Annotated in this window: 14 protein-coding genes; 2 read left to right on the top strand and 12 right to left on the bottom strand. The window is 59.5% G+C overall.

Going from position 1 to position 16,433, the window contains the following annotated elements; translation table 11 throughout:
- Window positions 1-123: 123 nt before the first annotated feature.
- Window positions 124-1,191, bottom strand: coding sequence for a recombinase RecA (recA, locus tag ACR0A2_RS03055; RefSeq protein ID WP_152458025.1), 1,068 nt, complete (start codon window positions 1,189-1,191; stop codon window positions 124-126).
- Window positions 1,192-1,383: 192 nt separating this feature from the next.
- Here recA and ACR0A2_RS03050 point away from each other — a divergent pair, with 192 nt between their 5' ends.
- A complete protein-coding gene (locus ACR0A2_RS03050) occupies window positions 1,384-1,977 on the top strand; it encodes a gamma-glutamyl kinase (protein ID WP_480834018.1) in 594 nt (197 codons plus the stop codon).
- Between the two features lie 5 nt (window positions 1,978-1,982).
- On the opposite strand, the gene ACR0A2_RS03045 is transcribed toward ACR0A2_RS03050, so the two are convergent.
- From ACR0A2_RS03045 to guaB, 3 genes are all read right to left on the bottom strand, one after another.
- Window positions 1,983-4,274 carry an ATP-binding protein gene (locus ACR0A2_RS03045; RefSeq protein WP_480834017.1) on the bottom strand — a complete coding sequence of 764 codons (2,292 nt, stop codon included), beginning with the start codon at window positions 4,272-4,274 and terminating at the stop codon, window positions 1,983-1,985.
- Between the two features lie 109 nt (window positions 4,275-4,383).
- Window positions 4,384-5,541, bottom strand: coding sequence for an RsmB/NOP family class I SAM-dependent RNA methyltransferase (locus tag ACR0A2_RS03040; RefSeq protein ID WP_480834016.1), 1,158 nt, complete (start codon window positions 5,539-5,541; stop codon window positions 4,384-4,386).
- A gap of 92 nt (window positions 5,542-5,633) precedes the next feature.
- Entirely contained in the window at window positions 5,634-7,082 is a 1,449-nt protein-coding gene (gene guaB / locus ACR0A2_RS03035; protein ID WP_171168056.1) for an IMP dehydrogenase, read from the bottom strand.
- 216 nt (window positions 7,083-7,298) lie between these two features.
- On the opposite strand from guaB, the gene ACR0A2_RS03030 reads away from it, so the two are divergent.
- Window positions 7,299-9,344: an ASKHA domain-containing protein gene (locus ACR0A2_RS03030; RefSeq protein WP_480834464.1), complete on the top strand. Its 2,046-nt coding sequence runs from the start codon at window positions 7,299-7,301 to the stop codon at window positions 9,342-9,344.
- 52 nt (window positions 9,345-9,396) lie between these two features.
- Here the strand turns inward: ACR0A2_RS03030 and ACR0A2_RS03025 are convergent, their stop codons facing one another.
- The 8 genes from ACR0A2_RS03025 to ACR0A2_RS02990 are packed head-to-tail and all read right to left on the bottom strand — an operon-like array spanning window position 9,397 to window position 16,423.
- Complete coding sequence (locus ACR0A2_RS03025) at window positions 9,397-10,503, bottom strand: alpha-hydroxy acid oxidase (protein ID WP_480834015.1); 1,107 nt, start codon at window positions 10,501-10,503, stop codon at window positions 9,397-9,399.
- Entirely contained in the window at window positions 10,503-11,057 is a 555-nt protein-coding gene (gene comE / locus ACR0A2_RS03020) for a sulfopyruvate decarboxylase subunit beta (RefSeq protein WP_171228302.1), read from the bottom strand. Before comE ends, ACR0A2_RS03025 begins: the two co-directional genes overlap by 1 nt.
- Window positions 11,054-11,560 (bottom strand): sulfopyruvate decarboxylase subunit alpha, encoded by a 507-nt coding sequence (gene comD, locus ACR0A2_RS03015; protein WP_152458032.1) that lies wholly within the window; start codon window positions 11,558-11,560, stop codon window positions 11,054-11,056. The genes comE and comD overlap by 4 nt, the downstream gene beginning before the upstream one ends.
- Window positions 11,561-11,609: 49 nt before the next feature.
- Complete coding sequence (locus ACR0A2_RS03010) at window positions 11,610-12,020, bottom strand: universal stress protein (RefSeq protein ID WP_480834014.1); 411 nt, start codon at window positions 12,018-12,020, stop codon at window positions 11,610-11,612.
- A gap of 23 nt (window positions 12,021-12,043) precedes the next feature.
- The gene (locus ACR0A2_RS03005; RefSeq protein WP_480834013.1) at window positions 12,044-13,024 is read right to left on the bottom strand and encodes an alcohol dehydrogenase catalytic domain-containing protein; all 981 of its coding nucleotides are present in this window, start codon (window positions 13,022-13,024) and stop codon (window positions 12,044-12,046) included.
- Complete coding sequence (locus ACR0A2_RS03000; RefSeq protein WP_480834012.1) at window positions 13,021-13,782, bottom strand: SDR family NAD(P)-dependent oxidoreductase; 762 nt, start codon at window positions 13,780-13,782, stop codon at window positions 13,021-13,023. The genes ACR0A2_RS03005 and ACR0A2_RS03000 overlap by 4 nt, the downstream gene beginning before the upstream one ends.
- Complete coding sequence (hisD, locus tag ACR0A2_RS02995; RefSeq protein WP_480834011.1) at window positions 13,775-15,082, bottom strand: histidinol dehydrogenase; 1,308 nt, start codon at window positions 15,080-15,082, stop codon at window positions 13,775-13,777. The genes ACR0A2_RS03000 and hisD overlap by 8 nt, the downstream gene beginning before the upstream one ends.
- Before the next feature lie 12 nt (window positions 15,083-15,094).
- A complete protein-coding gene (locus tag ACR0A2_RS02990; RefSeq protein WP_152458037.1) occupies window positions 15,095-16,423 on the bottom strand; it encodes a TRAP transporter large permease in 1,329 nt (442 codons plus the stop codon).
- Window positions 16,424-16,433: the final 10 nt, after the last annotated feature.

The raw sequence follows: 16,433 nt of genomic DNA, 5'->3' as shown, positions 1-16,433 counted from the left end.
CAAACGAGTGTCCACAGCAGAGGCGCGTCCGAACGAAACAAGGCGGCCCGAGGACCGCCTTGTTCATGGTATTTTCAACATAACATGTTGGGTCGGGAACGTACCGAGCCCCGTCAGCGATCGTCAGGCTTCAAGGATGTCATCATCCTCGGCTGCGCCCGGAGGCATGTCGAAATCCAGCCCGTGAGCCGCCCGAATCTTGTCTTCGATCTCAAAGGCAATACGGCTGTTGTCGCGCAGATATTGTTTGGCATTCTCACGCCCCTGCCCGATCCGTTCGTCGCCATAGCTGAACCATGACCCTGACTTTTCGACCACACCGGCTTTGACACCCAGATCCAGCAGCTCGCCCATCTTGCTGATGCCTTCGCCGTACATGATGTCGAATTCTACCTGCTTGAAGGGGGGTGCAACCTTGTTCTTGACGACCTTGACGCGCGTCTGGTTGCCGACAACTTCGTCCCGGTCCTTGATCGCGCCGATGCGGCGGATATCCAGACGGACCGAGCTGTAGAATTTCAGTGCATTCCCGCCGGTGGTGGTTTCGGGGCTGCCGAACATCACGCCGATTTTCATCCTGATCTGGTTGATGAAGATCACCATACAGTTCGAACGGCTGATCGAGCCCGTCAGTTTCCGCATCGCCTGGCTCATCAGTCGGGCCTGAACGCCAACATTGCTGTCACCCATGTCGCCTTCCAGTTCGGATTTCGGCGTCAGCGCCGCAACCGAATCGACCACGACCATGTTGACCGCGCCCGAGCGCACCAGTGTATCGGTGATCTCCAGCGCCTGCTCTCCGGTATCGGGCTGCGAGATCAGAAGCTCATCCAGATCAACGCCCAGCTTTCGCGCATATTGCGGGTCCAGCGCGTGCTCGGCGTCGACAAAGGCGCAGACGCCGCCGCGTTTCTGCTGTTCTGCAATGCAATGCAGCGTCAGCGTCGTCTTCCCCGAGCTTTCGGGGCCGTAAATCTCAACAATCCGCCCCATGGGCAGACCGCCGATTCCCAACGCAATATCCAGCCCGAGCGAGCCTGTCGAACTTGCGTCGATGTCCTGTTTGGCGCCTTCGCCAAGCTTCATGATGGAGCCTTTGCCGAACTGCCGTTCGATCTGGGCCAGCGCGCTGTCGAGCGCCTTTTGCTTGTCTGCGTTTTTCTTGTCGCTCATTGTCAGAAGATCCGCCATTGTCCTGTCGCCTTCCCTTTTGTCACACCCTTGATCGGGCGGCAATCGCTGCTTTGTTCGCCTCTTGTTCCTTATGGGACCAAAAGAAGAACATTTCAATAAAAACTTACGGGATTTAAACTTCAGCAATTGTATTAAGAAGTCCTTTACGACAATCTGCGCGCATAGCCGGATGACAATTGGAGCAATTAAATGCTTGTTTTCTATGAGGAACGCCTTGCCTTCCTTGCCGTTCCGAAAACCGGCAGCACGGCTTATCACACGGCGTTGCGGGATCGCGCTGATATCGTCGTCACTCACCCGCCCGAGCTTAAACATGCTCCGGTGCGCAGGTATGATCGGTTTTTCCAGAACATTTTTCGGAAAATGTACGATACCGAGATGGAGATCCTGGCAGTTGTTCGCGAACCCGTTGACTGGCTGGGCAGCTGGTATCGATTTCGCAGCCGCGCCGATCTGGTCGGTCACGTCCATTCGACCCGAGACATGAGTTTCGACACGTTTGTGCAGGCCTATATGTCAAACCCGCGCCCGGATTTTGCCGATGTTGGCAGCCAAAGCCAGTTTTTCCGTACCCGCAGCAATGGTCGCGGCGCCACGCATATTTTCAAATACGAAAACCGGGACAAAATTCTCGACTTCCTGCAAGCGCGACTGAATATGCAGATCGACCTGCCGCAAGAGAATGTATCACCACCGGGTGATCTGACGCTGACGCCAGAGACTCGTCAGAAATTTCGCAAAAGACACGCAGAGGAGTTCGCGCTCCACGATGCAGCCTTGTAGGGTGCTCAGTTCAGCTGTTGGAAAACCGCCTCGGTCAACTGGGTGAGAGAAAACGGCTTGGGCAGGAAGGTCGAATTGGCGATCTCGGGTTCTGAATCGCCAAAGGCACCTTCCGTATACCCCGATACGAAGACCACGCGGGCATCCGGACGTGTTTCCCGAGCTTTGCGCACCCAGGTCGGCCCATCCATGCCGGGCATGACCACATCCGTTACGAATACGTCCACGTTCAAAGATGGATCCTCCAGAAGTCGCAGGGCTTCCTCGGCCGAATCCGCTTCCAGCACAGTGTAGCCCTTGAGCCGCAGGGCCCGGGTTGCAAAGGCGCGGACCGGTGCTTCGTCTTCAACCAAAAGCACGACACCCTCTCCTTGCCGGGCGCTTTGAGCTTCGGGCTGGGCCGGAGTGTCCTGTTCAGCCTCTGCCACCGTGGCGCAAACCGGCAGAAAGACGGTGAATTCGGTGCCTCGACCCACCGTGCTATCGACAAAGATGAAGCCGCCCGTCTGCTTGACGATGCCATACGCTGTTGAAAGCCCAAGCCCTGTCCCCTCGCCCGTGCGCTTTGTCGTATAGAACGGCTCGAAGACCTTTTGCAGTTTGTCGGCAGGTATTCCCACGCCGCTGTCCATGACCCTGACCGTAACGTATTCGCCGGGCTGGACGGTCGCCCTGTCCCTGCTGAGCGGTTGCGACAGGTTCAATACCTCGGTCTCGATGCGGATCTCGCCCCCGTCAGGCATAGCATCGCGCGCGTTGACGACCAGATTCATCAACACCTGTTCCAGCTGCCGTTTGTCCGCCCGAACCGGCTTTAACACCGGATCATGGCTGAGGGTCAGCAGAACTTTCTCGCCCACCAACCGGTTCAACAAGTGAATGAGATCTGAGATCGTGTCGCGCAAATCCAGAACTTCGGGCCTGAGCGTCTGTTTGCGCGAGAATGCCAGAAGCTGGCTGACCAGCGCAGCGGCCCGGTTGGCGTTCTGATTGATCTGAACCAGATCCCCATAATCCGGGTCATTCTGATCGTGACGCAACAACAGCAGATCGCAGTGCCCGGAAATGGCCGTCAGCAGGTTGTTGAAATCATGTGCGACCCCGCCGGCCAATTGACCCACAGCTTGCATTTTCTGCCCTTGTACAAATTGAGCCTCCAAAGTCTTCAGCTCGGTCGCATCACTCAGAACCGCGATCAGACAGATATTGCCATCGACAACGACACGGCTCAGCGTGACCTGTACGAAGACTTCCTTGTCTTTTCGGGTCAACTGAAGAAACTCGGATCGTTGCGCATCTTCTTGCGCGGCCGTCCGTGCCAGCCAATCCAGAATGGGGTGCCCCATACCCCGCATGATGTCGGCTATGTTCGTGCCTTCCAGGCTTTCATTTCCAAGCAGCTTATTCGCCAGCCTGTTGGCATTCAGAATGGCCCCCGCCGGAGACAGGGTGAGAACCGGAACCGGAAGATCTGCAAAAGACGTGCTGGCCCCGGGCGTCGGAGTTTCAATGAGCGGGACCAAACCAAGGCTTCGTTCCTTGCTGGATCGGGAAAGTTCCGTCACGGCGACCGGTATCATTCCGTCCTGTGACTTGATGATGTTTGAGGCTCCGATCCGGGGATCAGCATCACCGAAGATGTCGCGCACCCGACCGGGACGCGGCCCAAGCAACTTTTTCGCCGCCGGATTCGGGCGCACCACGTCACCCGCGCATCCGATGGTCAGAACCGGCAGGTTGAGAGACTCCCAGCTTTCCTGTTCTGACTGTTGAAACCGCCAGCAAAAAATGTCGGGAGCCAATTGAAACACGGTGACACTGTTTGTGTTTCCCCTGATCACGCAGTCTTCGCGGGCCCGACCGAAGGATCGGGCCTGAGATTGCAACCTCAACAAAATCACCTGAGGGGTCGAGAACGTCGAACCGAGGCAGCTTTCAAGGCTGGCTCCTTTCGCCGCGCCGAACTGTTCCCGTGCTGCTGCGTTGGACGCCAGAATGTCGCCATAGGTGTTTGCGATCAGGAAAGGTGACTCTTCCTGTTCTGCAAACGCGGCCATGACGGCAGTGGTTTGTTGCGCATGTCTGGCGTCGACCTGGCCCTTGATCACGACGCATAGTGCCACAATCAAAAGCGAAGTTCCCGCGACCATCATGCCCATGGTCCAATCCGGTGGCAGCAACCCGACCATGGGGGCAATGCTGATCAACAATGCCACCGCCACCAACGACCATAGACGAGATGCCGACGGCGTGTGGACAAGAGATGGGTCGCTGAAAAATTCTGCTGTGTCAGACATAAACGGCTCGGGCGCAAAGTTATCGGCTATAACGGCCAAAATTGGTTAATTCCCGCTTAACGGCGTTCGGAAAGCAGCGATCTACCCAAGGTTGTTATTTGCCAAAAGCTCAGCGCGTCAAGTGCGACGTAAAGAACCCGTCAGATTCGTGTGTAACGTGCCACGTTTTCCGGAAGGTTTCCCGCCACTGGGAAAACTGATCCAGAAAATCGTCTATGATCTTGCCGTTTTCATCGTTCAGAACCGAACAGGTTGCGTAAGCCAGCAGGCCGCCCGGATGCACCAAAGGCGCAATGTCCGATAGAATACCGGCCTGAATGGCGGTGAGGTCCCGCAAGCGATCCTCGGTCAAGGCCCATTTCCCGGCAGGCGCCCTTCGCCACGATCCGCTGCCAGAGCACGGCGCATCAACCAAAACCACATCAAACGGATCAACACCTGTAAGGTCATCGGAGTTGAGGATGGTTATCTTTGCACCTGCTCGTTCCGCCCGGGTCGGAATATCCTTCATGCGACCGGCATTCACATCATGTGCAAACACTTCGACGCCCTCGTGCGCTGCAAGCGCCAGCGCCTTGCCGCCGCCACCCGCGCAATAATCCAGAACACGCATCCCCGGCCGCAGATCCAGCGCGGCCACGACCGCCTGGCTTGCAGCGTCCTGAAGCTCGACCAGACCCCGGGCATAGGCCTGGCTTTGGGCAATGCGCCGGCCCCCCTCTGTCACCTCGAGCGCGGTTTGGCATACCTGAACCGGATGGGCGATCACACCCTCGGACTTCAAGGCGTCGATGGCCCCGCCCAGATCGGTTTTTCGCAAGTTGACCCGCAGGTGAACAGGTGCCCGGTTCTGCAATGACATCGCGCAAGGAACCAAGGCATCCTTCAGAGAGTCAACGAACCGAGGCCACAGCCACTCCGGAATGTCATATCTTTCGGCCTCGGACGCGAAATCTCGCGCCGTTTCCGTTTCCTCAACCGGCATCGGAGCGTGACGGTCGCCGGTGAACAGGTCGGTCAGATCCCCGCCTGACGCACGGGTCGCACCGATCATCAAAGCGCGCCCGGTGTCGGACCCTCCCAACGCCGCATACGAGCGCTTGCGTCGCAGTGCGTCGAATACGTAATCGCGAATGGCTGCCCGATCCTTAGATCCGGCGAAGCGACTGCGCCGCGCCCAGCCGGTGAGTGCTTTTTCGACCGGCGCGCCAGCCAGAATATCATCCAGAATTTCGATCGAGGCCTGAACACGGGCGGCGGGTGTCATTGTGGAATACCTCGGCGGAAATGGGCCCGGCTGGCCGATCCAAGTGGCAAATAGGCACCCGTTCCCGGGTGCCTTGTGTCTTGCTGGATGGCTTACATGACCCGGTAGTTCGGGCTTTCGCGAGTGATTTGAACATCGTGGACGTGGCTTTCCTTCAGACCGGCGCCCGTAATTTTCACGAAGTTGCAGTTCTTGCGCATCTCTTCGATGGTGGCGCAGCCGGTATACCCCATCGCCGCACGCAAGCCGCCAACCAGCTGGTGGATCACGGCACTGGCCGAGCCTTTGTAGGGCACCTGCCCTTCGATGCCTTCGGGCACCAGTTTGTCATTGGCTGCATCTTTCTGGAAATAGCGGTCGGCTGATCCGCGCGCCATTGCACCCAAGCTGCCCATGCCGCGATAGGATTTGAACGAACGGCCCTGATACAGGATCACCTCGCCCGGGCTTTCGTCGGTGCCCGCAATCATCGACCCGACCATGGCACAGGATGCCCCGGCGGCAATCGCCTTTGCAAAGTCACCCGAGAACTTGATACCGCCATCCGCGATGACCGGAACGTCGCCCGCTGCTGCCGCACAATCGCTGATCGCGGTCAACTGAGGAACACCAACCCCCGCCACCATCCGTGTGGTACAGATCGACCCCGGGCCAATACCCACCTTGATCGCGTCGGCACCAGCATCGATCAGCGCTTTGGTCGCCTCGCCGGTTGCAACGTTACCGGCAATGATTTGAACCTCGTTCGACAGGGTCTTGACCCGCTTTACAGCGTCCAGCACGCCCTGAGAATGACCATGCGCCGTATCGACGACGATGATGTCGACACCCGAATCCACCAATTGTTCGGACCGTTCGAACCCGGCATCTCCGACCGACGTCGCCGCAGCAACCCGCAGGCGACCCAGGCGGTCCTTGCAGGCGGTTGGGTTCAAAACGGCCTGTTCCGTATCCTTCAGCGTCAGAAGACCGGTCAGCTTGCCTTCGCCATCCACGACCAGCAGCTTTTCGATACGGCGCGCCCGCATCAGGCTTTTGGCTTCTTCCAGATCGGCCGGTTCCTGTAGCATCGCCAGGTTTTCCGAAGTCATCATCGCGTGTACCGGTGTATCGTCCGAGTTCGCAAAGCGCATGTCGCGATTGGTCAGGATACCCACCACGCGGCCCTGCTCGTCGACGACTGGAAAACCGGTGAAGTTGTAGCGCTGTACCAGCGCATTGGCGTCGGCCAATGTCTGATCCACCCGCAACGTCACGGGGTTATAGACAATACCGGATTCGAACCGCTTGACCCGGCGGACTTCGCGGGCCTGTTCTTCCACCGAAAGGTTCTTGTGTACCACACCGATGCCGCCCGCCTGAGCCATGGCAATGGCCATGCGCGCCTCGGTCACGGTGTCCATGGCCGAACTCAACAATGGGATGTTCATGGTGATTTCGCGCGTCACACGCGTGGTCGTATCCGCTGTTGCCGGCAGCACGGAAGATGCGCCCGGAACCAGGAGAACGTCGTCAAAGGTAAGTGCCTCACGAATCTGCATCTGAATACCCCATGCAAAAGCCCGTTTGGCGGTGACCCTATTACATGGATTGAACCAAAGGAAAAGCCCTTGGGGGCAACTCTTTGGCTCTGGTTGTCGATGCAGTGGAAGAAAACGACGCTCGTTGTGCAGATCGTGCCGCTGATGGCCTTTCCCTTTTCGCGCAAACCCATATCTTGCACGGCATACGCGCGAATATGAAAAGGTATGTCACTGATGACCACCGACCCTCTTGTCGTCTTTACCCCGTCCGGCAAACGCGGGCACTTCCCCGTCGGCACCCCAATTCTGACGGCGGCCCGTCAATTGGGGGTGGATCTGGATTCGGTCTGCGGGGGCCGCGGCATCTGTTCAAAGTGCCAGATCACACCCAGCTATGGCGAATTTCCCAAGCACGGCGTCAAGGTGTCAGAGGATGCGTTGAGCGAATGGAACGCCGTCGAACAGCGTTATGACGACAAACGCGGTCTGAAACCGGGCCGCCGTCTGGGCTGTCAGGCCTCGGTTCAGGGCGATGTGGTGATCGACGTACCGCCCGAAAGCCAGGTGCACCGGCAAGTCGTGCGCAAGGCGGCAGCCGCGCGTGCCATCACGATGGACCCGGCCACGCGCCTTTACTTCGTTGTGGTGGAAGAACCCGACATGCATTCGCCCACCGGTGATCTGGAACGGCTCGAGCGCGCGTTGCGCGAACAGTGGGACATCGAAGCCGTCACGGCGGACCTGACGCTTATGTCCAAACTTCAACCGGTTCTGCGCAAGGGCAAATGGGAAGTCACCGTGGCGGTCCACAAAGGTCACAAAGACAGCGTGGCGCGTATCGTCGAAATCTGGCCCGGCCTGCATGAAGGCGGGCTGTATGGTCTGGCCATCGACCTCGGCTCGACCACCATCGCCGCGCATCTGACCGATCTGGAAACCGGCGAGGTCAAGGCATCCTCTGGCCTCATGAATCCCCAGATCCGGTTCGGCGAAGACCTGATGAGCCGTGTTTCGTATTCCATGATGAACCCCGGCGGTGATCAGGAAATGACCAAGGCAGTGCGCGAGGCAATCAATGACCTGGCCACGTCGATTGCCGAAGAGGCAAGCATCGATGCCTCTCTGATCGTGGAAACTGTGTTCGTCTGCAACCCGGTCATGCATCACTTGCTGCTGGGGCTGGACCCGGTGGAACTGGGTCAGGCCCCGTTTGCGCTGGCAACGTCGGAAAGCATGTCCCTGCCCGCCCGCGACATGGATCTGACAACCATGAACCCACGCGCGCAGGTCTATATCCTGCCCTGTATCGCGGGCCATGTGGGCGCGGATTGCGCGGCGGTGGCCCTGTCCGAAGAACCCGGAAAGTCGCAGGATCTGGTTCTTATCGTCGACGTGGGCACCAACGCCGAAATCCTGCTTGGCAATACCAGCCGCGTGCTCGCCTGCTCCTCGCCCACCGGGCCTGCCTTTGAAGGCGCTCAGATCAGTTCAGGCCAGCGCGCCGCACCCGGGGCGATCGAGAGAATCGAGATCGACCCTGTCACCAAGGAACCCCGGTTCCGCGTCATCGGGTCCGATAAATGGTCCGACGAAGACGGCTTTGATCAGGAGATTGCTACGACCGGGATCACAGGCATCTGCGGATCCGGTATCATCGAGGCAGTGGCCGAGATGCGTATCGCAGGCCTGCTGGACGAAGGCGGCCTGATCGGATCGGCGGAACAGACCGGCACTGCCCGCTGCGTGCCCGAGGGTCGCACACATGCCTATCTGATCCACGATGCCAGCGCCGAGGGTGGCCCCCGCATCACGGTCACGCAGGGTGACATCCGTGCCATCCAGCTTGCGAAATCAGCATTGTACGCAGGTGCACGCCTGCTGATGGACGAAATGAATGTCGAAAAGGTGGATCGCGTGGTTCTGGCCGGTGCGTTCGGCGCGCATATCTCGACCAAACACGCCATGGTGCTGGGAATGATACCCGACGCGCCACTGGAGAAAGTCTCGAGCGCGGGCAACGCCGCAGGCACCGGCGCACGTATCGCGCTGTGCAATATCGGATCGCGCGCCGAGATCGAGCGCGTCGTGCGCGAGATCACCAAGATCGAAACCGCCATTGAGCCGAAGTTTCAGGATCACTTCGTGGCCGCCAATGCGATCCCGCACAAGACGGATCCGTTCCCGGAACTGGCCCAGGTTGTCACTTTGCCCAACCCAAGCTTCAACACCGGCGGCGAAACCGAAGCAGGTGGCGGTCGGCGTCGCAGGCGCCGCGGTTAAACCGACAGTTCAGTGACCCGTGGGAAACCTCGGGTCGTTGCCGTCACCCACATCAGGCGTTGCGTCGGACCTCGTCCAGTGACGTGACGCCCAGCTGGGCCATGGCGATGCTGATTTCTTCGCTGAGTATCGACCATAGCTGCGCCAGACCCTCTTCGCCTTCGGCCGCAATTGCAAACTGAAGGATACGGCCGAAAAAGGCAAAGTCCGCCCCGTTCGCAAGCGCCTTGAGAACGTCTTCACCAGAACGCAGCCCGCTGTCGTAGAAAAGCGGAAAATCCGGACCGACGGCCTTGCGTATCTGGGGCAGCACCGTAATTGGTGCGGGCGCACTTTCCAACTGGCGTGCACCATGGCTTGAGACCTGAATTGCGTCCACGCCCGCTGACTTGAGCCTTTGCGCGTCGTCTGCGTCCAATACGCCTTTGACCACCAGATTGCCGGCCCACTGGTCGCGCAGACGGGCCAATGTCTCCCACGTGGCCTTGGCGCGGCTTTCGGTGCGGTCGAAATCGTAGCCATCCATCCGGAAATTCGCCATTTCCGGCTTGCCTTTCAGCAGGACCGGCAAGGACCACCGGGGGTGCAGGGCAAAATCCATCACCTGCTTTGGCCCCATTTTGAATGGCATTTTGAACCCATGACGCAACTCGCGCGGGCGTCGGCCAACCTCGGGCACATCCACGGTCAGCACCAGTGTCTCGTACCCCGCTGCCTTGGCGCGATCGACCAGCTTGAATGTGCCGCTGCCATCGCCGCTGAAATACAGCTGGAACCAGGCATGGCCTTCCGCTTCGACGATCAGATCCTCCATCGCGGTCGAGGCCACAGTCGAAACCCCAAGCGGCACCTCGTGGCGTGCAGCGATGCGGGCCAGCATCAAGTCGGCCCCCGGCGCGGACAAATTGCACATGCCCATCGGCGCGATACCAAACGGGCGTTTCGCGGGCCGGTCGAACAGCGAAGTTGCCAGAGATCTTTCACTGACGTCGCGCAGGATACGCGGGCGCAAGGTCATTGCATCCAAAGCGGACCGATTGCGACCGGCACCCATCTCGGCCCCGGCTGCACCATCAATATAGTCGAACACCATCCACGGAAGACGCCGCCGCGCCAGGCGGCGGGCGTCCTCGGCGCTGTGGATGGCGCTTGCACCCATCAGGCCTGAACGGCCTTCATGAAGCGGTCGCGGATGACCACCGGATCCATCGTGATCGGCGGCATCTTGGCATTGCCGCTTTCGCACTTGCTGACGATGATGGTCATCTGTTTGGCATCCAGCGCCTCTTGCAGTACGCGCCCGGTGTCTTCGGCGGCACATTCGATCACGCGCTCACACCCGGCGGCCTCGGCCATCTTTGCCAGCGAGGTCTTTTGCCCCGCATAGGTCGGCTGATCGCCGGTCGAGCCGTACGAACCGTTGTCCACGATCAGCAGGATGTAATTGTCCGCCACGTTGTTGGCGATCGTTGGCAGGGTGCCCAGATTGGTCAGGATCGAGCCATCGCCGTCGATCACGATCACCGGCTTCGGCTGCGACAGCGCCAGCCCCAGACCGATCGAGGACGCAAGCCCCATGGTGCCAAGCATGTAGAAGTTGGTGGGCTGGTCGTCGATGGCATGCAGTTCCTGGCTGGGGATGCCGATGTTGCAGACAACCAGTTGATCACGCAGGATCGGGGCGATTTCCTTCAGAATTTCAGAACGGATCATTGGTCGCCATAGCCTCCCCAGAAATTGGCGTCGGTCAGGATGGCGACCGGCTTGTTGCACATGAAGGTGTATTTCAGGATCGCGTCGAGCTCTTCTACGTCGGCCTGATGGTGGAAGTGGTAGGTGGGGATGTTCAACTGAGCCAGTAGCGCCTTGGTGTGAACCGCCATTTCAACCTGGCAGGCAATGGGTTCGCGCAATTCCCCCCGGTACGATATCAGCATCGGCAGCGGCATCCGGTAATACTGGATCAGCGTCGCCAGCGTATTGATCGTCACGCCAATGGCCGTGTTCTGCATGATGATCGCGGGCCGCTTGCCGCCCATCCACGCCCCTGCACACAGGCCCATCCCTTCGTCTTCCTTGTTGGACGGGATGTGATAGATGCCCTCGCGCTCGTCGATTTCCGCGATGACACCTGCCAATTGCTTGCACGGGACAGTGGTGACAAACGAGATATCGTTGGCCACCAGATCGTCGGTGATCTTTTTGTCTATGTTCATGATCCGGCTTTTGGTCCTGTTTGGGGCGCTAGACGCGCGATTGAGGAATTCAGGCCCTTCGGTGCACGTGTACGGCACAGGGGGCATGGCGGACGACGCGCGAAGCGGTCGATCCCAGGAAGTAGTCGCTCAGGTCCGGCTTGTGCGAGCCGATTACGATACAGTCGACATCCTTGCTGCTGGCATAGTCGATGATGGATCGCGAGGTGTGGCCTTTGACGATTTCGGCCGTCACCCCTTCAAGCCCTTCGACTTTTTGCAACAGTTGCAAACGGGCCCGTTCAAACCCTTCGGCGACAACCGATTTGTCCAGATAGGCGCTGACCGATCCCTGAGGCATCTCGTAAACATGCAGCGCAATTATTTCTGCGCCCTCTCCTGACAAGGCCCGTGCGATTTCCAGCGTGTGTTGCGATATGCCGTGATCCAAAGCTAACGGGACCAGTATTTTTGTGTACATGAAGGTCTCCAGTTCTGTCAGTTCTATCCCCAGGGTCTCAGGATAATCTTCGGTGCGGCCACGGCGCCAGACCGGATATCGCAAAACGCTTGCGCGCCGTCGGCCAGAGCGCGTTCTTCCATCCAGTCCAGAGCCCCCAGCCGCCCGTCAAAGATCGCCTGAGCCGTCTGGCGAAAGTCCTTGGCGGTGTATGTGTAAGTCCCTATGAAGGTGATTTCCTGCAAGGTCATCCGGCGAACATCCAGACCACCGGTATCCTCACCCAAACCCACATGCGCGATCACGCCGCCCGGTTCGGCCATGGCCGAGGCAGCCGACCGCGTCGCAGCGTACCCCACGGCATCTATGACCAACGGGTAAGTCCCTTTGGCTGACTCCACCAGCGCAAAGCTTTCGATTTTCGCCAGATAGTTGCGACGCAGCTGGTTTGGTTCCGCGATGGTCACATCGTCAACACCCATTGCCCGCAAGGCCAATGCCGCCGCAAGGCCGATGGCCCCGCCGCCGATCACCAGTGCGCGACGGTCCATCGCAGGATGCAGAGCCTCGATCCCCAACCGGACCGTATGCCAGCTGACGGCCAGCGGCTCCGCCAGCGCGGCTTTGGCAAACGAAACATCCTCCGGGACCTCAACAAGATTGCTGGCAGGCATGGTGACGTATTGAGCAAACGCCCCTTCGCGCGGAGGCATCGAGATGATCTGGCGATCCGGGCACAGGTTTTCCCGACCGGCAAGGCAGGCCGCGCATTGCCCGCAGCTTACCAGCGGATTGATCGTGACACGATCACCGGCTCGTATCCCGTCAACAATCACACCGGCCGCCTCGTGCCCCAGGATCAGCGGAGCCGGACGGCGGGCATCATGGCCCAGATAGGCGTGCATGTCCGAGCCGCAGATGCCAACCGCCTCGATCCGGATCAAATGCTCGGACGGACCGGCCTCGGCATCCGGCACATCACCGAACACCATCTGTTCAACACCTTGGTAAACCAGTGCCTTCATTTGGCTGTGAACCCTCCGTCAACCATAAGAACCTGCCCGGTGACATAGCCGGATGCGTTCGAGCACAAAAACAGGATCGGCCCGTCGATATCCTGCATCCGCCCATTGCGCCCTATGCAGGTTTGAGCGGCGTTGCGTTCCGCGCGCTGGGGGTCGTCAAACACGGCCTGGGTCAGCTCGGTGGGAAAGAACCCCGGACCGATCGCGTTGGCGGTAATTCCAAAGGGCGACCAGGCTTCGGCCATGGCACGGGTCAATTGCGCGATCCCCGCCTTGGTGGCCCCATAGGCAATTCCACCCGGAAAGGCCCGCGTCGTTTGCAGCGAGGCGAAACTGACGATGCGCCCCCACCCCTTCCTTTTCATTTCGGGCACCATCGCCTGGCTGAGGAAAAACGGCGCGCTGAGGTTCAGGGCAAGCGTGGCATCCCAGCCATCAGGTGTCACCTCGTCGGCGGCCTCACGCGTGTTGACCCCGGCCGCGTGCACCAGAATATCCGGTGCGCCAAACTTGGAATTGATCACCTGCACCAGCCCGCCGATTCCGGCACGATCCGCAACATCAGCAATGACGGCTTCTGCATCTTCGCCGATTTCGGCCTGCATCTGCGCCAACGCGTCGCCGCGCCGCGCCACGCCGACAACGCGCGCGCCGGCCGCGGCAAGTGTCCGCGCCACCTGCCGTCCCAGCCCCGAACTGGCGCCGGTGATGCAGGCCACCCGGCCCGTCAGGTCAAACAATGTGCGCGGGTCATCCATCGGCGGTCAGATCGAACTGCTCATCCGGGAAATACTTGGCCAGACGCACATCGGCTGCACGGGCGTGACCTTCCATACCTTCCAGTCGGGAAATCCGTGCAGTGGCTTCGGCGATCGATTTCGATCCTTCACGTGTGGCCCGCTGCCAGGTGACGATCTTCATGTATTTGTGAACACTCAAACCTCCGGTGTAACTGGCCGCACCCGAAGTCGGCAGAACATGGTTCGTTCCGGTTGCCTTGTCCCCGTAGGACACGGTGGTTTCCTCACCCAGGAACAGCGAACCATAGCAGGTCAGGCGATCCAGCCACCAATCCAGATCCTCGGCCTGAACCGTCAGGTGCTCGGGCGCATATTCATCGGAACAGGCGGCCATCTCTTCGCGGTCGGAACAAACAATGACTTCGGCATAGTCGCGCCACGCGGCCGAGGCGTTTTCCCGGTTCAGCTCTGGCAGATCGTCGATCAAAACCGGAACCAGCTCCATGACTTTCTGCGCAAGGTCGCGATCATCCGTCACCAGCCAGACGGGCGAATTGTACCCGTGCTCGGCCTGACTGACCAGATCGGTTGCCACCACGTGGGCGTCCGCGGAACTGTCGGCAAGGATCAGGCTGTCGGTCGGACCCGCAATCATGTCGATACCAACCTTGCCGTACAGGATGCGTTTGGCCTCGGCCACGAACTGGTTTCCCGGCCCCACAAGGATATTGGCGCGCGGCAAACCGAACAAACCATAAGTCATGGCGGCCACGCCCTGTACACCGCCCATGGCCAGAATGCTGTCGGCTCCGCAGATATGCGCGGCATAGACAATCGCTGGCGCCACGCCCTCGCCCGGACGGGGCGGAGAACAGGCCGTGATATGACGGCATCCGGCGACCTTGGCCGTTGTCACCGTCATAATCGCGCTGGCGATATGGCTGTAGCGCCCACCGGGAACATAGCATCCTGCTGCATCCACCGGGATCGCCTTTTGCCCCGCAACAAAACCGGGAACGATCTCCATCTGTACGTCCGACACGGTAGCCTTCTGCGTCTCGGCAAAGCGACGGACATTGTCGTGGGCAAAGCGGATATCGGCCTTCAGTTTTTCCGGCACCTGTGCGATGGCCGCATCAATCTCGTCCTGCGTCATCAGGACATTTCCTTCGAACTTGTCGAACTTGAGGGCATATTCCAGCGCCTTGGCATCGCCGCCGGCCTCGATGTCGGCAAGGATGGTCTTGACCGTATCATGCACCTCAGAGGCATGCGATTGAGCGGTGAGAGTCGCCTTTTTCAAATATTCACGAGGCATGTTCAGCAGGTCCTATTGGTAGATTTCAGGAAGCAGGGTGGTCGACACAGCAGGCACGTAGGCGATCAGGATCACCACAATGAGCATGGTCAGTACGAAAGGAACGGCCCGGGCGGCAATCTTCAGAATGGACTCACCGGTAATGCCAGATACGACGAACAGGTTCAGTCCCAGCGGCGGCGTGATAAAGCCCACACCCAACGCGGTGATCATCATGATGCAGAACTGAATCTCGTTCATGCCGATATTGTCGGCCAGCGGTTTCAGGATCGGCGCCAGGATCACGATGTTCGGCGTTGTCTCCATGACGCAGCCCGCTGCGATCAGGATGCCGATCATCAGCAAGATCAACAGATAGGGATCATCGGTCAGCGACGTGACCGAGGCCACGAACCCCTGCGGGACCCCCATGATCGCAAGTGCTTCGGCCAAAGGTGCCGAGAATGCGATGATCGGCAGGATGACTCCGTTCACCTTGGCCGAACTGACCAACATCGATGGAAAGTCTGCCAGCGTCAGTGTGCGCAGGATGAAACCCATGATTATGGTGACGACAACGGCCGTTGCGCCGGCTTCGGTCGGGGTCAGGCGACCCGAGAAGATGCCGTAGAAGATGATCCCCGGCACGATGAACGCGTACCAGCCCGATTTCAGCGCCTTGCCCAGATTGGCCAGCCATTCCCCCATGGTCATCATGCCGCCACCCTCATAGGCATAAAGGCGGTTCATGATGATGTTGGTGATCAGGATCGACACCAGGATGGCCAGACCCGGGATCAAGGCTGCAAGAAACAGGGTCGAAGCGGAAATACCCAGCACGAGGCCGATGATGATATAGGCGATCGAGGGCGGAATCAGGATGCCGGTACAGGCACCGGCCGCAACCAGAGCACAGGCATAGGGGCGCGGATATCCGCTCTCCACCAGCCGGTTGATGGTCATCCGACCTACCGCAGCCGCTCCGGCGGCATCCGACCCTGAAATCGCGGCGAACATGCCGCAGACCAGTACCGTGGCCGACCCGAACCCGCCCTTGGCAAAGCATGTCAGCGCCTCGGCTACGTCCAGGAATTTGCGCGACAGACCGGTCCGCACCAGAACGTCTCCGGTCAGGATGAACAAGGGCACAGCGGTCAGGGCGAATGCGTCGATACCTGTGAACAGGCTTTCACCGACCAGGCTGAGTGGCAGATCCCCGGACATGATCAGCATCACGATCGCGGCTGTGCCGATGGCGGCCCAAACGGGCACGGCCAAGGCGATCAGGCCCACGAACAGGATCACCGGCAGGTAAAAATCCCAGCCCAGTTCAACGGTTTGATTGAGGGAATTCCAAAGCATTCGTGTTCTC

Source organism: Ruegeria sp. H8, from assembly GCF_056532905.1.
Note: the sequence above shows the minus strand (reverse complement) of the source record. Positions and strands in the feature narration are given on the sequence as shown.

What these genes read in the sequence shown, in the direction of transcription:
- recA (WP_152458025.1), bottom strand. Translation starts at nt 1,191, where the DNA reads ATGGCGGATCTTCTGACAATGAGCGACAAGAAAAACGCAGACAAGCAA.
- ACR0A2_RS03050 (WP_480834018.1), top strand. Translation starts at nt 1,384, where the DNA reads ATGCTTGTTTTCTATGAGGAACGCCTTGCCTTCCTTGCCGTTCCGAAA.
- ACR0A2_RS03045 (WP_480834017.1), bottom strand. Translation starts at nt 4,274, where the DNA reads ATGTCTGACACAGCAGAATTTTTCAGCGACCCATCTCTTGTCCACACG.
- ACR0A2_RS03040 (WP_480834016.1), bottom strand. Translation starts at nt 5,541, where the DNA reads ATGACACCCGCCGCCCGTGTTCAGGCCTCGATCGAAATTCTGGATGAT.
- guaB (WP_171168056.1), bottom strand. Translation starts at nt 7,082, where the DNA reads ATGCAGATTCGTGAGGCACTTACCTTTGACGACGTTCTCCTGGTTCCG.
- ACR0A2_RS03030 (WP_480834464.1), top strand. Translation starts at nt 7,299, where the DNA reads ATGACCACCGACCCTCTTGTCGTCTTTACCCCGTCCGGCAAACGCGGG.
- ACR0A2_RS03025 (WP_480834015.1), bottom strand. Translation starts at nt 10,503, where the DNA reads ATGGGTGCAAGCGCCATCCACAGCGCCGAGGACGCCCGCCGCCTGGCG.
- comE (WP_171228302.1), bottom strand. Translation starts at nt 11,057, where the DNA reads ATGATCCGTTCTGAAATTCTGAAGGAAATCGCCCCGATCCTGCGTGAT.
- comD (WP_152458032.1), bottom strand. Translation starts at nt 11,560, where the DNA reads ATGAACATAGACAAAAAGATCACCGACGATCTGGTGGCCAACGATATC.
- ACR0A2_RS03010 (WP_480834014.1), bottom strand. Translation starts at nt 12,020, where the DNA reads ATGTACACAAAAATACTGGTCCCGTTAGCTTTGGATCACGGCATATCG.
- ACR0A2_RS03005 (WP_480834013.1), bottom strand. Translation starts at nt 13,024, where the DNA reads ATGAAGGCACTGGTTTACCAAGGTGTTGAACAGATGGTGTTCGGTGAT.
- ACR0A2_RS03000 (WP_480834012.1), bottom strand. Translation starts at nt 13,782, where the DNA reads ATGGATGACCCGCGCACATTGTTTGACCTGACGGGCCGGGTGGCCTGC.
- hisD (WP_480834011.1), bottom strand. Translation starts at nt 15,082, where the DNA reads ATGCCTCGTGAATATTTGAAAAAGGCGACTCTCACCGCTCAATCGCAT.
- ACR0A2_RS02990 (WP_152458037.1), bottom strand. Translation starts at nt 16,423, where the DNA reads ATGCTTTGGAATTCCCTCAATCAAACCGTTGAACTGGGCTGGGATTTT.